This window comes from Sphingomonas sp. Leaf257, from assembly GCF_001422185.1.
Classification (GTDB): domain Bacteria; phylum Pseudomonadota; class Alphaproteobacteria; order Sphingomonadales; family Sphingomonadaceae; genus Sphingomonas; species Sphingomonas yabuuchiae.
Genome location: NZ_LMMH01000002.1, coordinates 114,573 through 136,785 on the forward strand (window position 1 = coordinate 114,573; position 22,213 = coordinate 136,785).

At 66.1% G+C, this 22,213-nt stretch carries 18 protein-coding genes; 8 read left to right on the forward strand and 10 right to left on the reverse strand.

Annotation, left to right across the window (positions count from 1 at the left end; translation table 11 throughout):
• Positions 1 to 2: 2 nt before the first annotated feature.
• The 7 genes from ASF14_RS03675 to ASF14_RS03705 form a co-directional block, all read right to left on the reverse strand.
• Positions 3 to 800, reverse strand: coding sequence for a LytR/AlgR family response regulator transcription factor (locus tag ASF14_RS03675; protein ID WP_056431755.1), 798 nt, complete (start codon positions 798 to 800; stop codon positions 3 to 5).
• Positions 797 to 1,936, reverse strand: a complete 1,140-nt coding sequence (locus ASF14_RS03680; protein ID WP_172839688.1) for a sensor histidine kinase — start codon at positions 1,934 to 1,936, stop codon at positions 797 to 799. Before ASF14_RS03680 ends, ASF14_RS03675 begins: the two co-directional genes overlap by 4 nt.
• A 110-nt stretch (positions 1,937 to 2,046) precedes the next feature.
• Positions 2,047 to 4,803: a TonB-dependent receptor gene (locus tag ASF14_RS03685; protein WP_056431758.1), complete on the reverse strand. Its 2,757-nt coding sequence runs from the start codon at positions 4,801 to 4,803 to the stop codon at positions 2,047 to 2,049.
• Between the two features lie 317 nt (positions 4,804 to 5,120).
• Positions 5,121 to 7,259: an NAD-dependent DNA ligase LigA gene (gene ligA / locus ASF14_RS03690; RefSeq protein ID WP_056431761.1), complete on the reverse strand. Its 2,139-nt coding sequence runs from the start codon at positions 7,257 to 7,259 to the stop codon at positions 5,121 to 5,123.
• A 65-nt stretch (positions 7,260 to 7,324) separates the two neighbouring features.
• Entirely contained in the window at positions 7,325 to 7,480 is a 156-nt protein-coding gene (locus tag ASF14_RS03695) for a hypothetical protein (RefSeq protein WP_156361029.1), read from the reverse strand.
• 138 nt (positions 7,481 to 7,618) lie between these two features.
• Positions 7,619 to 9,280 (reverse strand): DNA repair protein RecN, encoded by a 1,662-nt coding sequence (gene recN, locus ASF14_RS03700; protein ID WP_056431767.1) that lies wholly within the window; start codon positions 9,278 to 9,280, stop codon positions 7,619 to 7,621.
• A gap of 206 nt (positions 9,281 to 9,486) precedes the next feature.
• The gene (locus tag ASF14_RS03705) at positions 9,487 to 10,425 is read right to left on the reverse strand and encodes an outer membrane protein assembly factor BamD (RefSeq protein WP_056431771.1); all 939 of its coding nucleotides are present in this window, start codon (positions 10,423 to 10,425) and stop codon (positions 9,487 to 9,489) included.
• A 195-nt stretch (positions 10,426 to 10,620) separates the two neighbouring features.
• Here ASF14_RS03705 and ASF14_RS03710 point away from each other — a divergent pair, with 195 nt between their 5' ends.
• The gene (locus tag ASF14_RS03710; protein ID WP_056431774.1) at positions 10,621 to 11,445 is read left to right on the forward strand and encodes a class I mannose-6-phosphate isomerase; all 825 of its coding nucleotides are present in this window, start codon (positions 10,621 to 10,623) and stop codon (positions 11,443 to 11,445) included.
• A gap of 198 nt (positions 11,446 to 11,643) precedes the next feature.
• Here ASF14_RS03710 and ASF14_RS03715 read toward each other — a convergent pair whose 3' ends face one another.
• On the reverse strand, positions 11,644 to 13,092 hold the full coding sequence (locus tag ASF14_RS03715) for a S41 family peptidase (protein WP_082442056.1): 1,449 nt from the start codon (positions 13,090 to 13,092) through the stop codon (positions 11,644 to 11,646).
• Between the two features lie 204 nt (positions 13,093 to 13,296).
• On the opposite strand from ASF14_RS03715, the gene ASF14_RS03720 reads away from it, so the two are divergent.
• From ASF14_RS03720 to rarD, 6 genes are all read left to right on the forward strand, one after another.
• Complete coding sequence (locus tag ASF14_RS03720; RefSeq protein ID WP_056431777.1) at positions 13,297 to 14,469, forward strand: glycosyltransferase; 1,173 nt, start codon at positions 13,297 to 13,299, stop codon at positions 14,467 to 14,469.
• A gap of 254 nt (positions 14,470 to 14,723) precedes the next feature.
• On the forward strand, positions 14,724 to 16,019 hold the full coding sequence (locus ASF14_RS03725) for a 3-methyl-2-oxobutanoate dehydrogenase (2-methylpropanoyl-transferring) subunit alpha (protein ID WP_056431780.1): 1,296 nt from the start codon (positions 14,724 to 14,726) through the stop codon (positions 16,017 to 16,019).
• Positions 16,020 to 16,209: 190 nt separating this feature from the next.
• Complete coding sequence (locus ASF14_RS03730) at positions 16,210 to 17,217, forward strand: alpha-ketoacid dehydrogenase subunit beta (RefSeq protein ID WP_056431918.1); 1,008 nt, start codon at positions 16,210 to 16,212, stop codon at positions 17,215 to 17,217.
• Between the two features lies 1 nt (position 17,218).
• Positions 17,219 to 18,532 (forward strand): dihydrolipoamide acetyltransferase family protein, encoded by a 1,314-nt coding sequence (locus ASF14_RS03735; RefSeq protein WP_056431782.1) that lies wholly within the window; start codon positions 17,219 to 17,221, stop codon positions 18,530 to 18,532.
• A 161-nt stretch (positions 18,533 to 18,693) separates the two neighbouring features.
• Positions 18,694 to 18,924 carry a hypothetical protein gene (locus tag ASF14_RS03740; protein ID WP_056431785.1) on the forward strand — a complete coding sequence of 77 codons (231 nt, stop codon included), beginning with the start codon at positions 18,694 to 18,696 and terminating at the stop codon, positions 18,922 to 18,924.
• 44 nt (positions 18,925 to 18,968) lie between these two features.
• Entirely contained in the window at positions 18,969 to 19,862 is an 894-nt protein-coding gene (gene rarD / locus ASF14_RS03745; RefSeq protein WP_056431788.1) for an EamA family transporter RarD, read from the forward strand.
• Positions 19,863 to 20,009: 147 nt separating this feature from the next.
• Here rarD and ASF14_RS03750 read toward each other — a convergent pair whose 3' ends face one another.
• Entirely contained in the window at positions 20,010 to 20,789 is a 780-nt protein-coding gene (locus ASF14_RS03750) for an SDR family NAD(P)-dependent oxidoreductase (RefSeq protein WP_056431921.1), read from the reverse strand.
• Positions 20,790 to 21,162: 373 nt separating this feature from the next.
• On the opposite strand from ASF14_RS03750, the gene ASF14_RS03755 reads away from it, so the two are divergent.
• The gene (locus ASF14_RS03755) at positions 21,163 to 21,930 is read left to right on the forward strand and encodes an enoyl-CoA hydratase/isomerase family protein (RefSeq protein ID WP_056431791.1); all 768 of its coding nucleotides are present in this window, start codon (positions 21,163 to 21,165) and stop codon (positions 21,928 to 21,930) included.
• A 58-nt stretch (positions 21,931 to 21,988) separates the two neighbouring features.
• Here the strand turns inward: ASF14_RS03755 and ASF14_RS03760 are convergent, their stop codons facing one another.
• Positions 21,989 to 22,210, reverse strand: a complete 222-nt coding sequence (locus ASF14_RS03760) for a DUF1289 domain-containing protein (protein WP_056431793.1) — start codon at positions 22,208 to 22,210, stop codon at positions 21,989 to 21,991.
• Between the last annotated feature and the right edge of the window lie 3 nt (positions 22,211 to 22,213).

A 22,213-nucleotide genomic window follows, 5' to 3' on the forward strand; every position in this document is an offset into this window, starting at 1 on the left:
GATCAATGGACGAACCGCGCCACGACGTCGCGGTAGCTGCGCGACACCTTCACCTGCGCGCCCGATTCGAGCAGCAGGAAGCATTCGCCATTGGTGTGCGGCTTCACCTGCTTCACCAGATCCAGGTTCACGATGGTCGAGCGGTGCACCCGCTGGAAACGCCGCGGATCGAGCCGCTTTTCCAGATCCTTCATCGTCTCGCGCAGGACCAGCGAATTGTCGCCGGTGTTAATGACCATATAGTCGCCCGCCGCCTCGATCATCTCGATCGTGTCGACATCGACACGGAAGATCTGGCCGCGATCCTTGATGTTGATGAGCTTCTCGAACCGGCTCGACGCCACTTCGCCGCCCTCGCTCAGGTCGGTCACCGCGTCGGGGGCGTGTTCGGCGAGCACTTCCTTCAGCTTCTCGACCTCGCCCGCGCCGCGCTTCTCGTTCAGGCGCTGGCGAACCCGGTCGAGCGTGTCGGCGAGACGCGCTTCCTCGACCGGCTTCATCAGATAGTCGACCGCCTGCGCCTCGAACGCGCGCAGGGCGTGGTCGGAATAGGCGGTGACGAAGACGAACAGCGGCGGCTCGACCTCCATCAGGCCCTGGACCACCGAAAAGCCGTCGAAACCGGGCATCTGGATGTCGAGAAAAACGAGGTCGGGTTTGTGCGTCTTGATCGCGCGGATCGCCTCGCGCCCGTTCGAGCAACGCTCGATGATCTCGACGTCGTCGTGCGCCTGGAGCCGAAGCTCCATGCCCTGGATCGCCAGGGGCTCGTCGTCGACGAGGATGGTACGGATGGTCATGCGGCCTCTCTGTTCACATTCTCAAGCTGGAAGGGGATCTCGATCTCCACCGAGAATCCGCCAGCCGGCGCGGAGCGGGATTCGAAACGATGGTCCGGGCCATAAGCCTGGGCCAGTCGTTCGCGGATATTGGACAGTCCAACGCCGGTCGAAACGCTTGAGGAATGACGGATCTCGTGCAAGCCGGGGCCGGTGTCGGATACGGCGATCCGCACCCGTTGCCCGACCAGTCGCACATCGACGCGGATTTCCGCGCCTTCCTCCTGCGGCGTGACGGCGTATTTGATGGCATTCTCGACCAGCGGTTGCAGCAGCAGCGAGGGCAGGCGCGCGCGCTCCGCCCGCGGGTCGATCTCGAAACTGGGACGCAGGCGGTCTTCGAAGCGCATCTTTTCGATTTCGAGATAGAGTTTCAGCGTTTCAACCTCTTGCGCCACGGTGACATGCGCGGTCGGCTCATTGGCCAGGGTGTAGCGGAGGAAGGCTGACAGCCGGCTTAACATCGCATTGGCGCGCTCGGTCTGTTTCAGCAGCACCAAAGTCGAGATCGAGTTCAGCGTGTTGAACAGGAAATGCGGGTTCAGCTGATAGCGCAGCATCGCCAGCTGCGCGGTCGAGGCCTGGAGCTCCAAGGCGCGCATCTCGTCGATCTGGCTCTCGACGATCAGATAATAGTTGATCGCGAAATACAGCGCCGACCATCCCGCCAGCACCACGAAGGTGATGAACAGATTGCCGATCAGCAGGGTGACGGTGACGCCCGGCTGGGTCGTGGTGATGAACGAAAAGGAAAAGGCATTGAGCGCGGCGTACAGGAACGTCGCCGCCGCCAGCGTCGCCAGCGTCAGGAACACCCCCATGATACGCGGAATGCGCCGGTAATAGCCGTACAGCGTCGAGAGCAGCAGGGTGATGCAATAGCCCAGGATCGCCTCGATGATCACGGGGATGATTTTCTCCAGCGAAAAGCCGTTGGAGATGCCGACCACCGATCGCAGCACCAGATAGCCCGACCACCCGGCCGCCTGCAGCGTCCAGAAGGCACGCGCCTTGTTCTCGAAAAACGGCCGTACCGACAGGGGATCGGAGGCGGGGGGCGAAGCGGGGGACGTCGCGGCGGGCGAATGACTGGCCATGGCCGAGCGACATCTACACGGCCTGTGAGGGAAGGGCAAAAAAGAAGGGCCGCCCCTCCCGAAGGAGGGACGGCCCGGATGCTATCCGGCACTAACGCCGGGTTAGCGACTTAGAACTGCGTATTGAGCGACACGATCAGCGCGCGCGGCGAACCGATCTGCACGAAGGGCAGCGACGAGACGACATTGGCCGTCTGGCCTGCTTGACCCAGGCCACCAACATAGAAGGTGTTGAACACGTTCTGCAGGTTCACCTGAATATAGGTCTTGTCGGTGCCGATGCCGGTCCAACCAAGAGCGATACGGGCGTCGAGATCGACGGTCGTGTAACCCGGAGCATAGGCGCCATAGGTCTGGTACTGAATACCCCGCGTGCCGCTGAACGAAGCTGGGACGTTGGCGACGGTCGGGCAGACATTGTTGATCAGCGCCACGGTGCAGGCGAACTGCGGCAGGTTCTGATCGTTCAGGTAGCGACGCCCGGTGCGCTTGGCCTGGACACCCAAATCAACCGGACCCAGCGTAGCCTGGGCGCGACCGCCGAAGGTGTAGACCGGTGCACCCGACTCCCGCTTGCCGGCGGTCAGCGCATAGACCGGAGCGCCAGCGGCCGAGCAGTTGGTCGTGGTGTTCGCCGCCGTCAGCGTGGTCGGGCAACGGCCCAGCACGACGTCGTTCTTGATCTCCGACTTCAGGTACGACCCGAAGACATAGAGCATCACGTCGTCGACCGGACGATAGGCGATAGAGCCGTCGATGCCGTACTTATCGACGCGGCCCAGGTTGCGATAGATCGTCTGCTGGGTGTCGACGTCATAGGCCGAGGCCAAGCGGTTGCTGAACTTGGTGTACCAAAGGCCGACTTGCGCCTGAATGCGGTTGGTCGTGTAGCGCGCACCCAGATCGAAATTGTCCGAGAATTCGGGCTTCGGATTGGCCGCTTCAGCGCCTGCGGGATAATACAGCGTCTGATACAGGTTGTCGGTGCCCGGAACCTGGAAGCCGCGCGAATAATTCGCAAAGACCGAGGCGCTGTTGTCTAGGCGATAGGTGAAGCCCGCGCTCGGCAGGACGCGGTTGTAGCGCAGGACACGCTGCTGCGGCACCGCGTAGCCCGTGACCGTATTGGTCGCTGCGTTGTACGAATAGGGGTTCTGAGCCGCATAGGCAGCATTGGCCGCATCGTTGCCGCGACCCAAGCAGTCGACATTGCCGCCACCCGAGGTAACGAAGCAGAAGTTGTTCAGGTCGCGCTTGAACCACGGCGCACGGACACCTGCCTGGATGGTCAAGGCGTCATCAAAGAACTTGCCCGTATACTCGCCCGATACCTGATCCAGGATCGCGAAGGACTGGCGATCACGCTTCTGCACGGCGAAGCCGTTGGTGGCGAGGATCGGATTGTTGATCGGGAAGACGTCGAAAGGCTGGCCGTTCAGCTGAAGGTAGCCCAGCTCGCCGGTCTGGCGGTGACGCGCATATTCGTGCGTATAGGCGACGCGCAGCGTCTGACCCGGCATGAAGTCGTAACGCAGCGACGAGATCACGCCATAGCGATGCGTGACGGTCTGGCTGGGCGCCAGCAGCGTGACGCCGCCATTGGTCGTGGTGTTGCCGATGGTCGTCGTGCGATCCAACAGATCACCGTCGCCGTTCAGGTCACGGCCGAAATAATAGTTGTTCCCGATGTAGCCGTAGAAGGTCTGGCCGTTGCGGGCGGTAAAGGCGCCTTCCTGGGCACGTACCGTGCCGCCGCCATTGGCCTTGGTGTACTGATAATACGGGTCGGCCGACAGGACGAGATTATTGGCCAGCGTGAAGCGCGAGTTGACGCGGATGTTGGCCGTATTCGACGGGTTATAACGCTCGTCGAAGCTCGTGCCGCAGCTATTAGGAACGTCGACGGTACCAGCCGAGGGCGTGTCGATCTGGCAGCGAGCGACATTGTAAGGCAGTTCGTCGCGGCTGTTGGGGAAACGGTTGCTCGAACCCGTGCCTGCGGTGCGGACGGCACCGGTCACCAGCGTTGGGGCGGCGGCGTTCGGGCCAGTGCCGCCGGTCGAGGTGAAGACATTGGTGTCGTTGCGCAGCGGCGCCGAACCGAAGAAGTTATTACGGTTCTGGTTGTAGTGGCCCGAGATGGCAATGAAGTCGCCGTTGCTGCTGATCGGCTGATAGATCTTGGCATTATACTGCTGCTTGGCGATCTTGCCGTAATTGTTGAACACGACGTCGTTGGTCGCGCTGCTTCCTGCGATCCAAGCCTTGGTGCCCCAAGGAGTGAAGACGCCGGTGTTGACCAGGCCGAACACGCGGAAGAAGCTGTAGTCGCCGACCGAGCCGACCATGCGCGCGCCGAACTTGTCGGAAGGCATCAGGCTGCGATAGTTGACGGTCGAGCCGGTCGCGGCGGCGGTCGGAGAATCGACGTCGGTGGTACCGAGGTTGACGTTGACCTGTTCGATCAGTTCCGGGTCTAGCTGCTGGTTGGAATAGATCGCATAGTTGCCGGTGTCGTTCAGCGGAATGCCGTCGAAGGTCTGGCTGATGCGGGTCGAGTCGAAACCGCGGATGGTCAGCGTGCCGCCAGCCGAACCGAACGGATCGTTGTTCTGAAAGCTGACGCCCGGCAGGTTGTTGATGATTTCGTTAACGCTCTGGCCCGGCGTCTGGCGGCTGATGAACTGCTGGGTCAGGACAGCCTTGTTACGGGTGGTGTCAACGGTCTTGACGCCGCCGACGCTGTCGTTGCGGCTGCCGGTGACGACAACTTCTTCGGCATCCACCGAGCCGGTCGACTGAGCCGAGGCTGCGGCCGGAATGGCAAGCGCAACGATGGCCGCGCCCAGGAAAAGCGAATTACGCATGAGTTATAGGTCCCCTTTTCGCGCGCGAAGCGGCGCGTTCCGGCCGCTTGTGCGGCTCGGTTGAGCGTGCCCTGCGCTACGAACATTGCCGTTATGTTACAAAGAACGGGGCGGGGACAGGGGGGCTTTCACTCCGTTGGCGGGCGTTGCAGTTTGGCAACGGTTATGGGAGCGGTAACAGCCGTATAGCCTTCATTCGACGTCGAAATTTTCGCATCGCTTGCGCGGTTCGGTGGCGTCGGGCGGGGGCGTGAACCCCGCTGGGGCGTATCGGGCAAGACCGGAATCGTGACATCTCGGTCACGATTCCACCATGCTCAGCTTGCGGCGACCAGATCGTTCCAGGCGGCTTCGTCGATCACCCGGATGCCTAGATCCTGCGCCTTTTTCAGCTTCGATCCGGCGCCCGGCCCGGCGATGACGAGGTCGGTCTTGGCGGAAACCGATCCCGATACGCGCGCGCCCAGCGCTTCGGCCTGCGCCTTGGCCTCGTCGCGCGACAGGGTTTCGAGCGTGCCGGTGAAGACCAGGGTCTTGCCGGTGACCTCCGACTCGCGGGTCTGGTGGACGGTGTCGGCGGGCGTGACCTCGCTCAGGAGGTCGTCGACGACGTCGCGGTTATGCGCTTCGGCAAAGAAGTCGAGCAGTGCGTCGGCGACTTCGGGGCCGATCTGGGGTGTGTCGATGGCGGCCACGATGGCGCGCTGGCGGCGAAGCTCGAACTTGCGGTCGGGTTCGCCCAGCGCGGGGACGGTCTCGGCTCGGACCGTCAGCGCGGCGTCGATCATCGCGCGGAAGCCCGCCATTGAGACGAAGCGGCGGGCTAGGTCGCGTGCGGTGATCTCACCGACATGGCGGATGCCCAAGGCAAAGAGGAAGCGGTCGAGCGATATATCGCGCCGCGCGTCGATGGCGGCGAGCAGCTTGTCGACGACCAGTTCCGACATGCGCTCGCGCTGGATCAGCGCTTCGCGATGCTGGTGAAGGCGGAAAATGTCCGCGGGCGAGGCGATCAGGCCGTCGCGGAAGAATTCCTCGACGCGCACCAGCCCCAACCCGGTGATGTCGAAGGCGTGACGCGAGACGAAGTGGATCAGGCGTTCCACGCGCTGCGCCGGGCAGATCAGCCCGCCGGTGCAGCGGATGACGACCTCGCCCTCCTCGCGCGTCGCCAGGCTGCCGCATTCGGGGCAATGGTCGGGAAAGATGAAGGGTTCGCGCGGCGTCTCGCGGGTCAGGTTCTCGACGATCTGCGGAATGACGTCGCCGGCGCGTTGCAGGACCACGCGGTCGCCGGGGCGGACGCCCAGCCGCTCGATCTCGTCGGCATTGTGCAGCGTGGCGTTGGTCACGACGACGCCACCGACCGTCACGGGCTCCAGCCGTGCGACGGGGGTCAGGGCACCGGTGCGGCCGACCTGGATATCGATCTTCTCCAGCGTGGTCTGGGCGCGCTCGGCCGGAAATTTGTGCGCGATCGCCCAGCGTGGAGTGCGTCCGACGATGCCGAGTCGGGCCTGCCAGTCGAGCCGGTCGACCTTGTAGACCACGCCGTCGATGTCGAAGGGCAGGTCGGCGCGCTGCGCCTCGATGGTGCGATAGATGGCCAGCGCGGCACCGGCATCGGGCACGCGGGCAAAGGCATCGGCAATGGGAAAGCCCCAGCGGCGCCAGGCCTCGACCATGTCGAATTGAGTCTCGACCGGCACCGCGCTCGCCTCGCCCCAGCCATGCGCCAGGAAGCGCAACGGGCGCCCGGCGGTGATCGCAGGGTTCTTCTGGCGCAGCGATCCGGCGGCGGCGTTGCGCGGATTGGCGAACTGGCGGGCTTCCTTGCCCGTCTCGGCGGCTTCCTGCGCAAGACGGGCGTTGAGCGCGGCGAAATCGGCCTTGCTCATATAGACCTCGCCGCGCACCTCGAAGACCTGCGGCGCGTCGTCGGGCAGTGCTTGGGGAATATCGGCGATGGTGCGGACATTCTCGGTCACGTCCTCGCCGATCGCGCCGTCGCCGCGAGTCAGCGCCTGGACCAGCCGCCCGTCGACATAGCGTAGCGAGCAGGAGAGGCCGTCGATCTTGGGCTCGGCGGTCAGGGTGACGGGCTCGTCCTCGGGCAGCTTCAGATAGCGGCGGACGCGACCGACAAATTCCTCGACCTCCTCGTCGGTAAAGGCATTGTCCAGGCTGGTCATCGGCCGGGCGTGCGGCACCTTGGCCAGATGCGCGGCGGGGGCGGCGCCGACCTGGCTATTGGGCGAGTCGCTGCGGACCAGATGCGGAAAGGCGGCCTCGATCGCAGTGTTGCGGCGGACCAGCGCGTCATAGTCCGCATCCGAAATCTCGGGCGCGTCCTCGGTGTGATAGAGGCGGTTGTGATGGGCGATCTCGCGGGCGAGGCTGTTCAGCTCGGCGGCGGCTTCGAGATCGGTCTGGGGCAGGGTCTGAGGTGCGGTCACGCCGCCCGTGCTAGTCCAGCGGTGACGGCGGGATCAAGCCGTAGCGGCCGACCCGTTCACGCAAGTCAGGAAAGCGCGTCCGCCGCGCGCTCCTTTTCAGGTCCCCGAGCCTGATCCGTCATCAGGCTGCGCGCCTGTTCGATATGGATCGCCACCATCGGCAGGTCGAGCTTGTCCGCCAGCGCGAGACAAGAATGAAGATGGCCGACGAGCACGGTCATATCGTTTGTATCGGCAATCGGAGCGGCAGAGGCGAAATTATTCGACATCCGATAGATCCATCACAATCCGGGGACAGCCCAACATCCTCGTTGGTGATAGAGCATATCAGATATGAAATAACTTCCTAGAAAATTCTGTCAGGATTCCAGCAACCGATCGGCCTGCGCGCGCGCTTCGTCGGTGATGGTGGCGCCGGACAGCATCCGCGCGATTTCCTCGCGGCGTTCCGCGTCGCTCAGGGCGCGAACCCCGGTGCGAGTGACGGTGCCGTCATGGCTCTTGGCGATCAGCAGATGTGCGGCACCGCGCGCCGCCACCTGCGGGCTGTGGGTGACGACCAGCAACTGGGTGCGTCCCGCCAGCCGGTGAAGCCGGTCGCCGATGGCAGACGCCACCGCGCCGCCGACGCCGCGATCGATTTCGTCGAAGATCATCGTCGTCGCGCCGCCTTCCTCGGCCAGCGCGACCTTCAGTGCCAGGATGAAGCGCGACAATTCGCCGCCGCTGGCGATCTTCATGAGCGGGGCGAAGGGCGCGCCGGGGTTGGTCGAAATCTCGAACTCCACCCGGTCCTTGCCCGCCGCCGACCAGCCCGAGGGTTCGAGGGCCGCGACGATGGTGCGGAACCGCGCGGCGTCCAGTTTCAGCGGGGCCAACTCGCTCTTCACCGCCTGGTCCAACCGTTCGGCGGCGGTCGTGCGGGCGGCGGTGACCTTGGCGGCAGCCTTGTCATAAGCGGCGCGCGCCGTCGCGACCGCCGCTTCCAGTCGGCCTATGCCTTCCTCGCCCGCATCCAGTCGCTCCAGCCGCCCGCGCAACTGCTCGGTCAGGTCGGCAAGGTCGTCGGGCTGGACACGGTGCTTGCGCGCCATGCCGCGCAACTCGAACAGCCGGGCCTCGTCCTCTTCCAGCGCACGCGGATCATAGGCGAGTTCGCGCTGCGCCTCGAACAGCCGCTCCTCGGCCAGCGACGCCTCGATCACCGCACGATCGATCGCGGCGAGCGCTTCGGTGAGGGCAGGGTGATCCTCGCCGATCCGCTCCAATACGCGCGCGGCCTGACGAAGACCCGCCAGCGCGCCGTCGGAGCCTTGCAGATGCTCGTCGATCGCACCCAGTTCGCCCGCGATCTTTTCCGACCGCTGCATGGTGCGGCGACGGTCGGCCAGCGCCTCTTCCTCGCCGGGTTCGGGGGCGAGCTTGGTCAGTTCGGCGACCGTGTGTTCCAGCCATTCGCGGTCGCGCGCCGCCGTTTCGATCTCTTCGCGTGCGGCGGTCAGAGCGGCTTCGGCCTCGCGATAGCGTGCCCAGGCGGCGGCGACCGCACTCGTATCGATCCGTCCGAAGCTGTCGAGCATCGTCCGGTGGCCGCGCGGATTCAGCAGGCCGCGATCGTCATGCTGGCCGTGGATTTCGACCAGATAGGGCGCGATCTCGCGGAGCAGGGCGGCCGAGGCGGGCTGGCTGTTGACGAAGCCCCGGCTGCCGCCATCGGCCTTGACCTGGCGGCGCACGATCAGCGGCTCGCCCGGTTCGATCTCGATCCCGGCCTCATCGAGGATGATGGCGAGGCGGCTGTCGGGGGCGGGGGGCTCGAAGCTAGCGGTGACGATGGCCTGGCCTGCGCCGTGACGGACCAGCCCGCTATCGCCACGCCCGCCCAGCGCCAGGCCCAGCGCATCGAGCAGGATCGACTTGCCCGCCCCGGTCTCACCGGTCAGGACGCCCAGGCCCCGGCCGAAATCCAGGTCCAGAGCCTCGATCAGGACGACATCACGAATGGACAGCGCGGTCAGCATGGCGCGCGATATAAAGCGAAACGGGGGCGGATGTTATCCCCCGCGGGAAAAATGATCCCGATTTGTTCGGAGCGCATGTATTCCTCCCCTGCAAGGGGAGGTGGCAGGCTGGTATGCCTGACGGAGGGGTGTCGCACTCTCGATAGCGGGACACCCCTCCACCAGCTTCGCTGGTCCCCCTCCCCTTGCAGGGGAGGAAAGGGAGATCACCCCGTCGGCGAGCTGTTGTTGCCCGTCGGGGTCGGACGCCCCGGCGCCGCCGCGCTCGGCGTGGCGGTGCTGCCACCGCCGCCCGGCAGGCCGATATTGACCGAACCCGGCGTGCCGGTCGGCACCACGGGCTGGCCGGGCTGGATCGGGGCGATCGGCTGCACCGGATATTCGCGCATCAGCTTATAGGCGCGGTTATACCAGTCGCTGCCGGGATAATTGGCGCCCAGCACGGCGGCGGAGCGCTCGGCTTCCGGGCGTACGCCCAGCGCCAGATAGGCCTCGACCAGGCGCATCAGCGCCTCGGGCGTGTGGCTGGTGGTCTGGTACTTGTCGACGACGGTGCGGAAACGCATCGACGCGGCCAGCCACTGGTGGCGGTCCTCGTAGAAGCGGCCGATCTCCATCTCCTTGCCCGCCAGGTGATCGTTGACCAGATCGACCTTCAACCGCGCATCGGCGGCATAGCGGGAATTGGGATAGCGGCGCATCAACTCACCCAGCGCGTCCAGCGCCTGGCGGGTGATCTTCTGGTCGCGGGTCACGTCCTGGATCTGCTCGTAATAGCCGAGCGCGATCAGATAATAGGCATAGGGCGCATCGCGGTTGCCCGGATGGACCGAGATGAAACGCTGCGCCGACTGGATCGACTGGGTATAATCGCGACCCAGATAATAGCTGAACGCGCTCATCAACTGTGCGCGACGGGCCCAGATCGAATAGGGGTGCTGACGCTCCACCTCGTCGAACAGCAGCGCCGCCTCCTTGTAGCGATGCTGGTCCAGCCGGTTCTTGGCGGCCGTGTACAGCGTGCCGACGTCGCGCGCGACATAGGGCAGGTCGGTGCGGGCACGGTTGCGGGCGCAACCCGCGATCGGAAGGGCCATGGCGGCGATCAGCGCCAGCGACAGCGCACGGGAACGGGGGTAACGCATCGCGCATGTCCTTAGCGCAGCATTGGGGCGGGGAACAGTCCCTCCCGCACGCCGCCCGACGATAGGCGGAAACGAGAGACGACTTGCCATCCTGATAGCGCTCGCGGCATGGGGCTTTGACGGGCCGGGCGGCAGGGAACGCCCCCATGGCCCCGACGGTTTTGCCGTCGCCCGATCGGAAGGAATCGAACGACCATGCCCGCCACGATGCTCCACACCCACCGCGTCGAAAAGCCCTGGGGCCGCCACACGCTCTATCCCGGGTTCGAGGACGCCCCGGCCGATGGCGCCCCCATCGGCGAGGTGTGGTTCCAGGAGCCGGGCGACACCTCGCCCGACCTGCTCATCAAATATCTGTTCACCAGCGAGAAGCTGTCGGTGCAGGTTCATCCGGACGACGAACAGGCCCAGGCCCGTGGCCTGCCGCGCGGCAAGGACGAATGCTGGACCATCCTGACCGCCGAACCCGATTCGACCATCGCGCTGGGTCCCAAGGCGCCGATGACCAAGGAACAGCTACGCGCCGACGCCCGCGACGGCTCGGTCGAGGCGGATCTGGACTGGGTGCCGGTGAAGGAAGGCGACTTCTATTACGCCCCCTCGGGCACGATCCACGCGATCGGGGCCGGGCTGACCGTGATCGAGGTGCAGCAGAACAGCGAAACCACCTATCGCCTCTATGACTATGGCAGCGACCGTGAGCTGCATCTGGAGGATGGTGTCGATGTCGCGCACCTGACCCCGTATCAGTCGATCGTCTCGCCGGGGCCGGCGGGCGAGGGGCGTGATATCCTGGTCGAAGGGCCGAAATTCGTGCTCGAACGCTGGGCGGCGGGCGAGCATGCGGTGGCCCTGCCCGAGGGGCGGACCGCGTGGTTGATCCCGATCACCGGATCGGGCGAGGTCGCGGGCGTCGCGTTCCAGGCGGGCCAGTGCCTGACCGTAACCGGCGCGGAGACGGTCGTTCTGTCGTCGGATGGCGACGCGCTGTTCGCCTATGCGGGCACCCAGCGGCTGTAAGAAGGCCTTCCCTCTCCGGCACGGGGAGCAGTTGAGATCAGGATGACCTCGCGTGGGATCAACGCGAGCCCCTCCCCTTCAGGGGAGGGGATGGGGGTGGGGCGCATCCGCAGGCGTGCCGTTCGTGGTGATGCCCCACCCCAACCCCTCCCCTGAAGGGGAGGGGCTTGCAGCGCTGAGACGCGCTGGCATCAAATTTTAAAACAACCCAGGCACGTCGCGCTGGGCGACCGAGGGCCGCTCGGGCTGGAGCAGCTTGCGTGGGCCGTCGCCCGCCGCTTGTGCACTCGCGGTCGCGCTGATCGGGGTGCAGCTCTTGCCCTGCAGGAAGTCGAGCGCGGCGCGGGTCGAGGCCTCCTGCGGGTCGCCCATCTTGCGGGTCAGGTCGTCGCTGGCGCGGCAGCTGGCGGGCACGACGCTGGCCAGGCCGTTATAATAATCGCCCTGCCGGTTCGCATTCTGGATCGACAGGGCGATGACGCGCAGCCGGTCGTCGCACTGCGCATTGTCGCGCGCGATCTGGCCCACCGGCTTGCCATAGGTGTTGGCGCCGATCAGCCCGGTATTGCTGCCCATATAGGGCAGGGTGCGGTTCAGGACGAGTTCGCTGGCCGAGGCCGTCCCGCCGGTGCCGATAAAGGCGAGGCGGGTGGGCACGATCGATTCGGGCTGGGGCGCGAAATAGGTCGTCTCGTCATTCGACGACTTGCTGGGGCGGAAGGCGATATAGCCCATCACGTCGGATGTCTGGCGATTGCCGCCCAGCAAATTGTTGAACAGGTCGGCGATATCGATGCTGCCGCCGCCATTATAGCGCAGGTCGACGACGACCTGGGTGATGCCCTGCTGCTTGAACGAGGCGAAGGCGGCGCGCAGCTGCGGGTCGGCGGTGCTGATGAAGGTGCGCAGATTGACATAGCCATAGCGCCGGCCGTTGTCGGTGATGATCTGCGTTCCGTAATTGGGCGACACCGGCTGAAGCGTATAGGCCGACTTAGTCAGCGATACGGTGCGTGTCGCACCCGACGGGTCCGCCACGTTGAAGAAGCGTGTCGTACCCGCGGTGTCGGGACCCAGCGCGTTGGACAATCCGTTATTGGGATCGGCGCGGACGATATCCTGGATCGACTGGATGTTGGAGGCGGTCGTGCCGATGCCCAGGATCGTGGTGCCGCGATCGATTCCGGCGGCGAGGGCCGCGCCGCTTTCGAACGACTCGGCGATCATCAGCTTGGACTGTGTCGAGTCCGCGGTCAGACGAAAGCCGAAGCCCGCCGAAGCGCCCGAGCTGTAATAGGCATTCTCCTCTTTGATCGAGGTGATGTAGGTGAAGTAACGATCCTTGCGCTGCGCCCGCGCGGTCGCGGTCAGTGCGTCGATATAGTCGCTGACCGTCGTATAGGGCGTCGGATCGAGCGAGGCGGGCAGGGTATCCGGGAAGAGATACCATTCGTTCATCTGGGCCGAGACCCAGTTCTGCCGGTTGCGCAGCGAACAGCTGCTGTCCACCGTGCCGGTCGCCGTCCCGCCGCCCGAGCCCCCGCTATTCGATCCGATCGTGCCGCTGCTGCCACCGCCGCCATCGCCACAACCCGCCAAGGTCGCTGCCAGAGCCAGCAGCGTACCCAAACGTCCGAATCGGCTCATCGAAACCCCCACCCGCAAAAGCTATCAAGGGATAGCTTATCATCACAATTGTGTCAGGATCGATCTGTCGGGTCGATGAATGGCCTATATCTTGGCGGTCATATTTATGATCTTGTAAACCGAAGCCGTGGTTCAGGCGGATGACGTCGGCGACAATGTACCGATAGGCGGCGTCTTATTGCCTCGACAGGAGTATGAGGTCTCATGCTGAACGTGCTGACCCTGTCGAGCCTGTTTCCTGATGCGACGCGGCCGAATTTCGGAATCTTCGTCGAACGCCAGACCGCCGCGCTGGCGATGCGGCCCGGTATCGCCGTCCGGGTGGTCGCGCCGATCGGCCTGCCAGTCTGGCCGCTGGCGCGCTCGGCGCGGTTTCGGGCGCAGGCGGCGCTGCCCTTGCGCGAGCAATGGGCGGGACTGGATGTCAGCCGCCCGCGCTTTTTGACGATCCCCGGCACGGCCGGGCGCTTCCATGTGCCTGCCCTGGTGCGCGCGCTGACCCCTGTGCTCGACCGGCTGCGGGACGAGGCGCGGTTCGACGTGATCGACGCGTCCTTCTTCTTCCCCGACGGCCCGGCGGCGGTCGCGCTGGGGCGGCGTTACGGCGTGCCCGTCTCGATCAAGGCGCGGGGGGCGGATATCCATCTTTGGGGGCATGCCCCCGCCACGCGGCACCAGGTCGCGCGCGCGGCGATGCGCGCCGATGGCCTGCTGGCGGTCAGCGATGCGATGGCGGACGACGTGGCGGCGCTCGGCGTCTCGCGTCACCGGATCCGCGTCCACCATACCGGCGTCGACCAGAGCCGTTTTCAACCGATCGACCGTGAAGCCGCCAAACGGGCGTTGGGCGTGACCGGGCCGCTGGTCGTGTCGCTGGGCGCGCTGATCCCGCGAAAGGGCCATGGCGTGGTAATCGATGCCGTGGCGCGATTGCCCGGCGTCACGCTGATGATCGTGGGGGAGGGGGCGGAGCGCGCCGCCCTGACCGCACGGGCCGAGCGGGCGGGGGTCGCCGACCGGGTGCGGTTGATCGGTGCGATACCGCATGCCGAACTGCCGCCCTTGCTGGGGGCAGCAGATGTCATGGCGCTGGCCTCTGCGTCAGAGGGGCTGGCCAATGCCTGGGTCGAGTCGCTGGCCTGCGGGACGCCGGTGGTCATCACGCCGGCGGGCGGGGCGGAGGATGTCGTGACGAGCCGGGTGGCGGGGCGGATCGCCCAGGCCGATCCGGGCGAGTTCGCCGCCGCGATCCGTGACGTGCTGGAGCAGGCGGCGGACCCCTGGGCGGTGCGCGCGGCGGTGCGGGACTTTACCTGGCCCGCCAATGCCGCAGGGTTGCACTCGCATCTGGCGGAGTTGGTCGCGCGAGGGCGGTAGGGACAACAATTCCTCCCCTGCAAGGGGAGGGGGACCAGAGAAGCTGGTGGAGGGGTGTCCCCGCTGGCCGTGACACCCCTCCGTCAGCSCTTCRSGCTGCCACCTCCCCTGCAAGGGGAGGAAAGAAGGAAAAACACCACAACTCGACGCGTTACGCCGGACGAAGCGCCCAAAAGGCGCTTGAAATAAAATGTCATCCGGTTGAAAGATAGCAACGACCCGACATGAATCGGGCGAAGCGTTGAGGAGAGAGCATGGCCGTGCCGCCAGAAGGCATTTCGCGCGCCAACCTGGCCCCGTTGCAGCTGCATGTCCCTGAGCCGAAATTCCGGCCGGGCGATGCGGTCGACTTCGCCAGTGTCGAGGTTCCGCCCGCCGGTGCCCAGCGCCGCCCGGACACCGCCGCGCCCGCCGACAGCTTCCACGAACTCGCCTATACGCTCGTGCGCGTGCTGGATGACGAGGGCCGCGCCGTCGGCCCCTGGGACCCCCGCCTCTCGCCCGATCGCCTCCGCCGCATGTTGCGCCACATGGTGCTGCTCCGCGCCTTCGACGAGCGCATGTTCCGTGCCCAGCGTCAGGGCAAGACCAGCTTCTACATGAAGGCGCTGGGCGAGGAGGCGGTCGCCGTCGCCGCCGCCCATGCGCTGGATTATGAGGATATGTGCTTCCCCTCCTATCGCCAGCAGGGGTTGTTGATCGCGCGCGACTGGCCGCTGGTCGACATGATGAACCAGATCTATTCCAACAGCGCGGATCGGCTGGGCGGCAAGCAGTTGCCCATCATGTATTCGGCGAAGGAAGCCGGGTTCTTCTCGATCTCGGGCAATCTGACGACGCAATATCCGCAGGCGGTGGGCTGGGCGATGGCCTCGGCCGCCAAGGGCGACACCCGCATCGCCGCCGTGTGGTGTGGTGAGGGCTCGACGGCGGAGGGCGACTTCCACTCGGCCTGCACCTTCGCCGCCGTCTACCGGGCGCCGGTCGTCATGAACGTCGTCAACAACCAGTGGGCGATCTCCAGCTTTTCGGGCTTCGCGGGGGCGGAGGCGACGACCTTTGCCGCGCGGGCGATCGGCTATGGCATTGCGGGCCTTCGGGTCGACGGCAACGACGCGCTGGCGGTCTATGCCGCGACCCAATGGGCCGCCGAGCGCGCGCGAACCAATCAGGGCGCGACGCTGATCGAGCATTTCACCTATCGGACCGAGGGGCACTCTACCTCGGACGATCCGACGCAATATCGCTCGGCAGGCGAACCGACCGCCTGGCCGCTGGGCGATCCGATCCGGCGGTTGAAGGATCACCTGATCGGTCTGGGCGAATGGGACGAAGAGCGCCACGCCGCGCAAGACCGCGAAGTCGCCGAGGAGGTCCGCGCCGCGCAAAAGGCGGCCGAGGCGAACGGTATCCTCGGCCACGGCCTGCACCAGCCGCTCGACAGTCTGTTCGACGGTGTGTTCGAGGAGATGCCCTGGCACTTACGCGAGCAGCGCCAGCAGATGCTCGACGAGGAAGAAGCGAGCGGACGGCCATGGGCGCGCAAGTGATTTCCCCCTCTCCCACTGGGAGAGGGAGGGGCCCGCTCGGCGCAGCCGAGTGGGAGGGTGAGGGTGTCCTCGCCGCGCGTCCCACCCTCACCCTTCCGGCGCTTTGCGCCTCCCTCCCTCTCCCAATGGGAGAGGGACAGTGAGCGACATCATGACCGAAACTGTCGAAGACGCGGGCGAGATCACCCGCATGAACATGATCCAGGCGATCAACTCCGCCATGGACGTGGTCATGGCGCGCGACCCGGATGTGGTCGTGATGGGCGAGGATGTCGGCTATTTCGGCGGCGTCTTCCGCGCGACCGCTGGCCTGCAGAAGAAATATGGCAAGACCCGCGTGTTCGACACGCCGATCACCGAATGCGGCATCATCGGCGTCGCAGTCGGCATGGGCGCGTACGGCCTGCGCCCGGTGCCCGAGATTCAGTTCGCCGACTATATCTACCCGGCGCTCGACCAGCTGGTCAGCGAGGCAGCACGGCTGCGCTATCGCTCGGCGGGCGAGTTTACCGCGCCGATCACCGTGCGCTCGCCCTTTGGTGGCGGCATCTTCGGCGGCCAGACGCACAGCCAGTCGCCCGAGGGCATCTTCACGCACGTTTCCGGCATCAAGACGGTGATCCCGGCGACCCCCTATGACGCCAAGGGCCTGCTGATCGCCGCGATCGAGGACAATGACCCGGTCCTCTTCTTCGAACCCAAGCGTATCTATAACGGCCCGTTCAACGGCCATTGGGATCGCCCGGCTGAGAACTGGTCCAAGCATCCCGGCGGCGAGGTGCCGACCGGCTATTACCGCATCCCGCTGGGCAAGGCGGCGACGGTACGCGCGGGCGAGGCGGTGACGATCCTGTGCTATGGCACAATGGTCCATGTCTGCGCCGCCGTGGTCGCCGATATGGGCGTGGATGCCGAGATCATCGACCTGCGCACGCTCGTCCCGCTCGACATCGAAGCCATCGAGGCGTCGGTGAAGAAGACCGGCCGCTGCATGATCGTGCACGAGGCGACGCGGACCGGCGGGTACGGCGCGGAGCTGTCCGCGCTGGTCCAGGAACGCTGCTTCTATCACCTCGAAGCGCCGATCGCGCGCGTGACCGGCTTCGACACGCCCTATCCGCACAGCCTGGAATGGGCCTATTTCCCCGGCCCGGTCCGTATCGGCCAGGCGCTCAAGAACTTGCTGAAGGACGCCTGACATGGCTCGTTTCACCTTCCGCCTGCCCGATATCGGCGAAGGCATCTCCGAGGCCGAGATCGTCGCCTGGCACGTCAAGCTCGGCGACCGGGTCGAGGAGGACCAGTCGGTCGCCGACATGATGACCGACAAGGCGACCGTCGAGATGGAATCGCCCGTGTCGGGCACGATCGTCGAACTGGCGGGCGAGGTCGGCGATCAGGTGCCGATCGGATCGGCGCTGATGGTGATCGAGACCGATGCGGTGGAGGAAGCCGCCTCGCCCGCGATGGAAGAGGCCGTGCTGGAAGCCGAAAACCCCGGTGTCGAGGAGGTGCAAACTCCCTCTCCCCTTGTGGGAGAGGGGCGGGGTGAGGGGGCGCCGCAAGCTGCCCCCTCTGACGAATCGCCCGTGGCTGCCCCTCACCCCAACCCTCTCCCCGGAGGGGAGAGGGAGCAGGAGAAGAAGGTGTTGGCGTCTCCGGCCGTTCGGGCGCGGGCGCTAGATCTGGGCGTCGACCTCGCCAGCGTGAGGCCCGCCGAGGGCGACCGGGTGCGCCATTCGGACCTGGACGCGTTCCTGCGTTATGGTTCGGGGCAGGGCTATACCCCCGCCCGCGCCCCCCGCGCCGACGAAGCCGTGCGCGTCATCGGCATGCGCCGCCGCATCGCCGAGAACATGGCCGCGTCCAAGCGCGCGATTCCGCACTTCACCTATGTCGAGGAAATCGACGTCACGGCGCTAGAGGAGACGCGTGCGCAGCTCAACGCCGGGCGCGGCAATCGGCCGAAGCTGACCATGTTGCCGCTGCTGATCGTCGCGATCTGCAAGACGCTTCCCGATTTCCCGATGCTCAACGCGCGTTATGATGACGAGGCGGGCGTGGTGAACCGCTCGGGCGCGGTGCATATGGGCATGGCGACGCAGACCCCCGCCGGGCTGATGGTCCCCGTCATCCGCAATGCCGAGAGCCGCAATGTCTGGCAACTGGCGACGGAGATCGGCCGCCTTGCCGAGGCCGCGCGTGCAGGCAGCATCGCCAGCACCGACATGGGTGGCGGCACGATTACCCTGACCTCGCTTGGGCCGCTGGGCGGCATCGCGACGACGCCGGTCATCAACCGCCCCGAGGTCGCGATCATCGGCCCGAATCGCATCGTCGAGCGCCCGGTCTTCCGCTCCGATGGGCGCGGCGGCGAGACGATCGCGCGGGCCAAGCTGATGAACCTGTCGATCAGTTGCGATCACCGGGTCGTCGATGGCTATGATGCGGCAAGCTATGTGCAGGCGTTGAAGCGGCTGCTGGAAACGCCGGTGATGCTGTTCGCCGATTGATCCTATGCGCTGGGCGATGGCGGGGCGTGGCCTTCGACTTCGCTCAGGCTGAACGGATGGGCGAAATCGAAACCAGCAACCGTTCACGCTGAGCGAAGTCGAAGCGCACGCGTGAACCTATCTGCCGGGCGCGCGTCCTGTCCCCGACACAGGAGGATGCCATGCGCGGAATGACGGCAGGTTCGCTGGAAGTGACGTCGGACGGGACGGTGCGCGGAATGGTCGGTGGTGACGTCCTCGTCGCCTCCGGTGTCCATGCGACCATCAAGGGCATGGTCGCAGGCGATGTCATCGTCGAGCGCGGGGCCTCGGTGCGGATCACCGGCATGGTATCGGGCCGGGTCGTCAATCTGGGTGGCGCGGTCGAGGTGAGGGGCATGGTCGCCGGGTGACACCTGACTTGCCATCCGCACCCCAAGCGTGAACAGGGGGCGGCATGACGACCGCTTCATCTGCTCGCACCGGCCTGCTGCTCGGCATCGGGGCCTATATCAGCTGGGGTATATTGCCGCTCTATCTCAAGCTGTTGAAGGGCGTGCCCGCGCTTCAGGTGCTGGCGCACCGCATCCTCTGGTCGCTCCTGCTGCTCGCGGTCGTCGTGCTCGTCGCGCGGCGGGGCAAGGCCATTATCGCGGCAGCGCGAGGCCGCACCTTGCTGCTGCTCTGCGCCAGCGCGGCGCTGATCGGGGTCAACTGGCTAGTCTATATCTGGTCGGTCCAGAACAACCATGTGCTGGAGGCAAGCCTCGGCTATTTCATCAATCCGCTTGTCAATGTCGGGCTGGGCGTCGCGCTTCTAGGCGAGCGGATTCGCCGGATGCAGGCGGTGGCGGTGGGCATCGCCGCCCTCGGCGTGGTCGTGCTGGCGATCAGCGGCGGCGGGGCGATCGGCATTTCGCTGGCGCTGGCGCTGTCCTTCGGCTTCTACGGTTTCGTGCGCAAGATCGCGGCGATCGATGCGCTGGGCGGCCTGACGGTCGAGACGTTGCTGCTCGCCGCCCCTGCGCTGTTCGTGCTGTTCCAGGCGAGCGGCAATGGCACGGCGGCGTTCGGGGCGGACCGGCATCTTGACATGCTGCTGATCCTGGCGGGCGCGGTGACGGCGGCGCCGCTCCTGATGTTCGCGGCGGCGGCGCGGCGGATGCGGTACGCGACGCTGGGCCTGCTGCAATATATCGCCCCGACCCTGCAATTTGCGCAGGCCGTGCTGCTGTTCGGCGAGCCGCTCAAGCCCGTCCACATCGTCACCTTCGTGCTGATCTGGGCCGGTTGCGCGCTCTACGCCTTCGATAGTGTGCGGGGGAGCCGGACGCCGGTGACGGCGGAATAGGTTCGCGCGGAGACGCGGAGGGGGATCGCCCAGCCGCAGGCTGCCTGTTTTCGCCACAGCACGGCTTTGTCTGCCGACCGAAAGGGAGGAGGCCAGTGCGGCACGTCCAGACACCTCCGCGTCTCCGCGCCTCCGCGCGAACAAAACCTATCGCCGCTCGCTCTGAAGCTTGGCGACCGCCCGCCGCAGCACCCCGCGCGGTGCCACCCGCGTACTGGCGGCGGTCAGCCGGTTGAGCAGCCCCGACACCATCACCGCCTGCCCCCGCTCCAGCGCGGCGAGGCCGTCGCGCACCACCTGTTCCGACCCGGAGGCGAAGCGCTCGAACAAAGGCGTCTCGGCCATGCCCGCGACATCGGCAAACTCGGTCCTGGTCGGCCCCGGGCACAGCGCCGTCACCGTCACGCCGCGCGCCTTAACCTCCTCGTGCAAAGCCTCGGAGAAGTGCAGAACGAACGCCTTGCTGGCATAATAGACCGCCATATACGGCCCCGGCTGGAAGGCGGCGGTCGAGGCGACGTTCAGCACGCGCCCGCGCCCGCGCGCCAGCATCGGCGGCAGCAGCGCATGGGTCAGCGTCACCAGCGCCCGCACATTGAGCTCGATCATCCCCGTCTGCGTCGCCAGATCGCTGTCGGCAAAGTCACCCAGCGCGCCATAGCCGGCATTGTTGATGAGCGTATCGATCCGCAGAGCCCGATCAGCAATCCCGTCGAGCAACGTCTTCACGCCCTCGGGGCGCCCGAGATCGGCGGAGATGACATGCACCTCGACATCCGGCCGCGTGCCCAGTTCCTGTGCCAGCGCTGCCAGCCGGTCGGTGCGCCGCGCGGTCAGCACCAGCGTCACCGGCTTCTTGGCCAGCGCCCGCGCAAAATCCGCGCCCAGACCGGCGGAGGCGCCGGTGATCAGGATAGTGTCGGGCATCGCCATATCCCCAAAAAGGGCGGCTATCCCTTCGGCCAGCCGCCGTTCGATTAAGGTCTTTAGCAATCCGCATCGGGCGGACGGGTTCCACCGGATCGCATGGGGGAGATTGGGCGAGGTAATGAAGGGGGAAAGGGCGGCCCGTTTTCCAGGCCGCCCGGCATCCCCTCCCGGCACGGAGCCCTTGGGCTCCCGATGCCTAGGCGTCGTCCCGTTATCGGCCGATCACCTGACATGGCCATTGTCTAGTCCGGTCGGGGTGACGGGCTCAAGCACCTGTTTGCGCTCGGCCGCTTTATGCCTTGCCGCTGTGTCTTTCGAGCAACGGGTATGGTGCTGGCCACTGGTGTCGAAGCCGGGTTAATAGGAGGGCATGACTATCGAAATCCGCCATGACGGGGCCGTCGCTATCCTGACCCTACGGAATCCGCCAAATAATCATCTGGGGCTGGGAACCATTTCGCAATTGGCCGAAGCGTTCGACGATGCGGATTCGGACCCCGCGATTCGCGCCATCCTGCTTCGATCTGAGGGTCGGGTATTCTGTGCGGGCGCCGACCTGGTCCATGCGAACCCGGTCGCCGAGCCGCTGCCGCCGGGCGAGCGCAGCCCTTTCTACATGGCGGCCGCGCGGCTGTTCGGGGTGGCGACGCCGGTGGTCGCGGCGGTGCAGGGGGCGGCGGTCGGTGCGGGACTGGGGCTGGCGCTAGTCGCCGATTTCCGCATCGCGACGCCCGAGGCGCGGTTCGTGGCGAACTTTGTCCAACTGGGGCTGCATCCGGGCTTCGGCATCTCGGCGGTGCTGGAGCGGGTGATCGGGCGCCAGCGCGCGGCGATGATGCTGCTGACCGGGCGGCGCATCCGGGGCGACGAAGCGGAGCGCTGGGGGCTGGTCGACCAGCTGGTGTCCGCCGATACGCTGGAGGCGACCGCACTGGCCTTGGCACACGAGATCGCCGCCGCCGCGCCGCTGGCGGTGGCATCGACACGGCGCACGATCCGGGGGGATTTGCGCGCGCTGGTCGAGACGGCGACCGATCATGAACTGGCCGAGCAGGCCAAGCTGATGCGGACCGAGGATTTCACCGAAGGTGTGCGTGCGGTCACCGAGCGGCGGCCGGGGCGCTTTGTGGGGCGGTAAAGCGACCTCGCACCCAATCCCGCCCTCCGTTCAGCCTGAACGGAGGGCAGGGAAGGCCTTAGCCCTTGCGTGCCGCCAGTTCGGCCTGACGCGCGGGCAGGGCCGCCAGGATCGCGCGGCGTTCCTCGGCGGGCTTGGCGCTCCAGTTGGAAATCTCGCGGATGGTGCGCGCGCAGCCCAGGCACCAGCCGGTCACCTTGTCCATGGTGCAGACCAGGACGCATGGGCTGGCGAGACTTGCCGGCTGGGGTTCGACGAAGCTGATGATGTCGAGCGACATGGG

Coding starts and splice junctions, on each gene's coding strand:
- ASF14_RS03675 (WP_056431755.1), bottom strand. CDS start 800: ATGACCATCCGTACCATCCTCGTCGACGACGAGCCCCTGGCGATCCAG.
- ASF14_RS03760 (WP_056431793.1), bottom strand. CDS start 22,210: ATGTCGCTCGACATCATCAGCTTCGTCGAACCCCAGCCGGCAAGTCTC.
- ASF14_RS03710 (WP_056431774.1), top strand. CDS start 10,621: ATGCCCGCCACGATGCTCCACACCCACCGCGTCGAAAAGCCCTGGGGC.
- ASF14_RS03715 (WP_082442056.1), bottom strand. CDS start 13,092: ATGAGCCGATTCGGACGTTTGGGTACGCTGCTGGCTCTGGCAGCGACC.
- ASF14_RS03695 (WP_156361029.1), bottom strand. CDS start 7,480: ATGACCGTGCTCGTCGGCCATCTTCATTCTTGTCTCGCGCTGGCGGAC.
- ASF14_RS03730 (WP_056431918.1), top strand. CDS start 16,210: ATGAACATGATCCAGGCGATCAACTCCGCCATGGACGTGGTCATGGCG.
- ASF14_RS03740 (WP_056431785.1), top strand. CDS start 18,694: ATGCGCGGAATGACGGCAGGTTCGCTGGAAGTGACGTCGGACGGGACG.
- ASF14_RS03750 (WP_056431921.1), bottom strand. CDS start 20,789: ATGCCCGACACTATCCTGATCACCGGCGCCTCCGCCGGTCTGGGCGCG.
- recN (WP_056431767.1), bottom strand. CDS start 9,280: ATGCTGACCGCGCTGTCCATTCGTGATGTCGTCCTGATCGAGGCTCTG.
- ASF14_RS03705 (WP_056431771.1), bottom strand. CDS start 10,425: ATGCGTTACCCCCGTTCCCGTGCGCTGTCGCTGGCGCTGATCGCCGCC.
- rarD (WP_056431788.1), top strand. CDS start 18,969: ATGACGACCGCTTCATCTGCTCGCACCGGCCTGCTGCTCGGCATCGGG.
- ASF14_RS03680 (WP_172839688.1), bottom strand. CDS start 1,936: ATGGCCAGTCATTCGCCCGCCGCGACGTCCCCCGCTTCGCCCCCCGCC.
- ASF14_RS03755 (WP_056431791.1), top strand. CDS start 21,163: ATGACTATCGAAATCCGCCATGACGGGGCCGTCGCTATCCTGACCCTA.
- ASF14_RS03735 (WP_056431782.1), top strand. CDS start 17,219: ATGGCTCGTTTCACCTTCCGCCTGCCCGATATCGGCGAAGGCATCTCC.
- ASF14_RS03725 (WP_056431780.1), top strand. CDS start 14,724: ATGGCCGTGCCGCCAGAAGGCATTTCGCGCGCCAACCTGGCCCCGTTG.
- ASF14_RS03685 (WP_056431758.1), bottom strand. CDS start 4,803: ATGCGTAATTCGCTTTTCCTGGGCGCGGCCATCGTTGCGCTTGCCATT.
- ASF14_RS03720 (WP_056431777.1), top strand. CDS start 13,297: ATGCTGAACGTGCTGACCCTGTCGAGCCTGTTTCCTGATGCGACGCGG.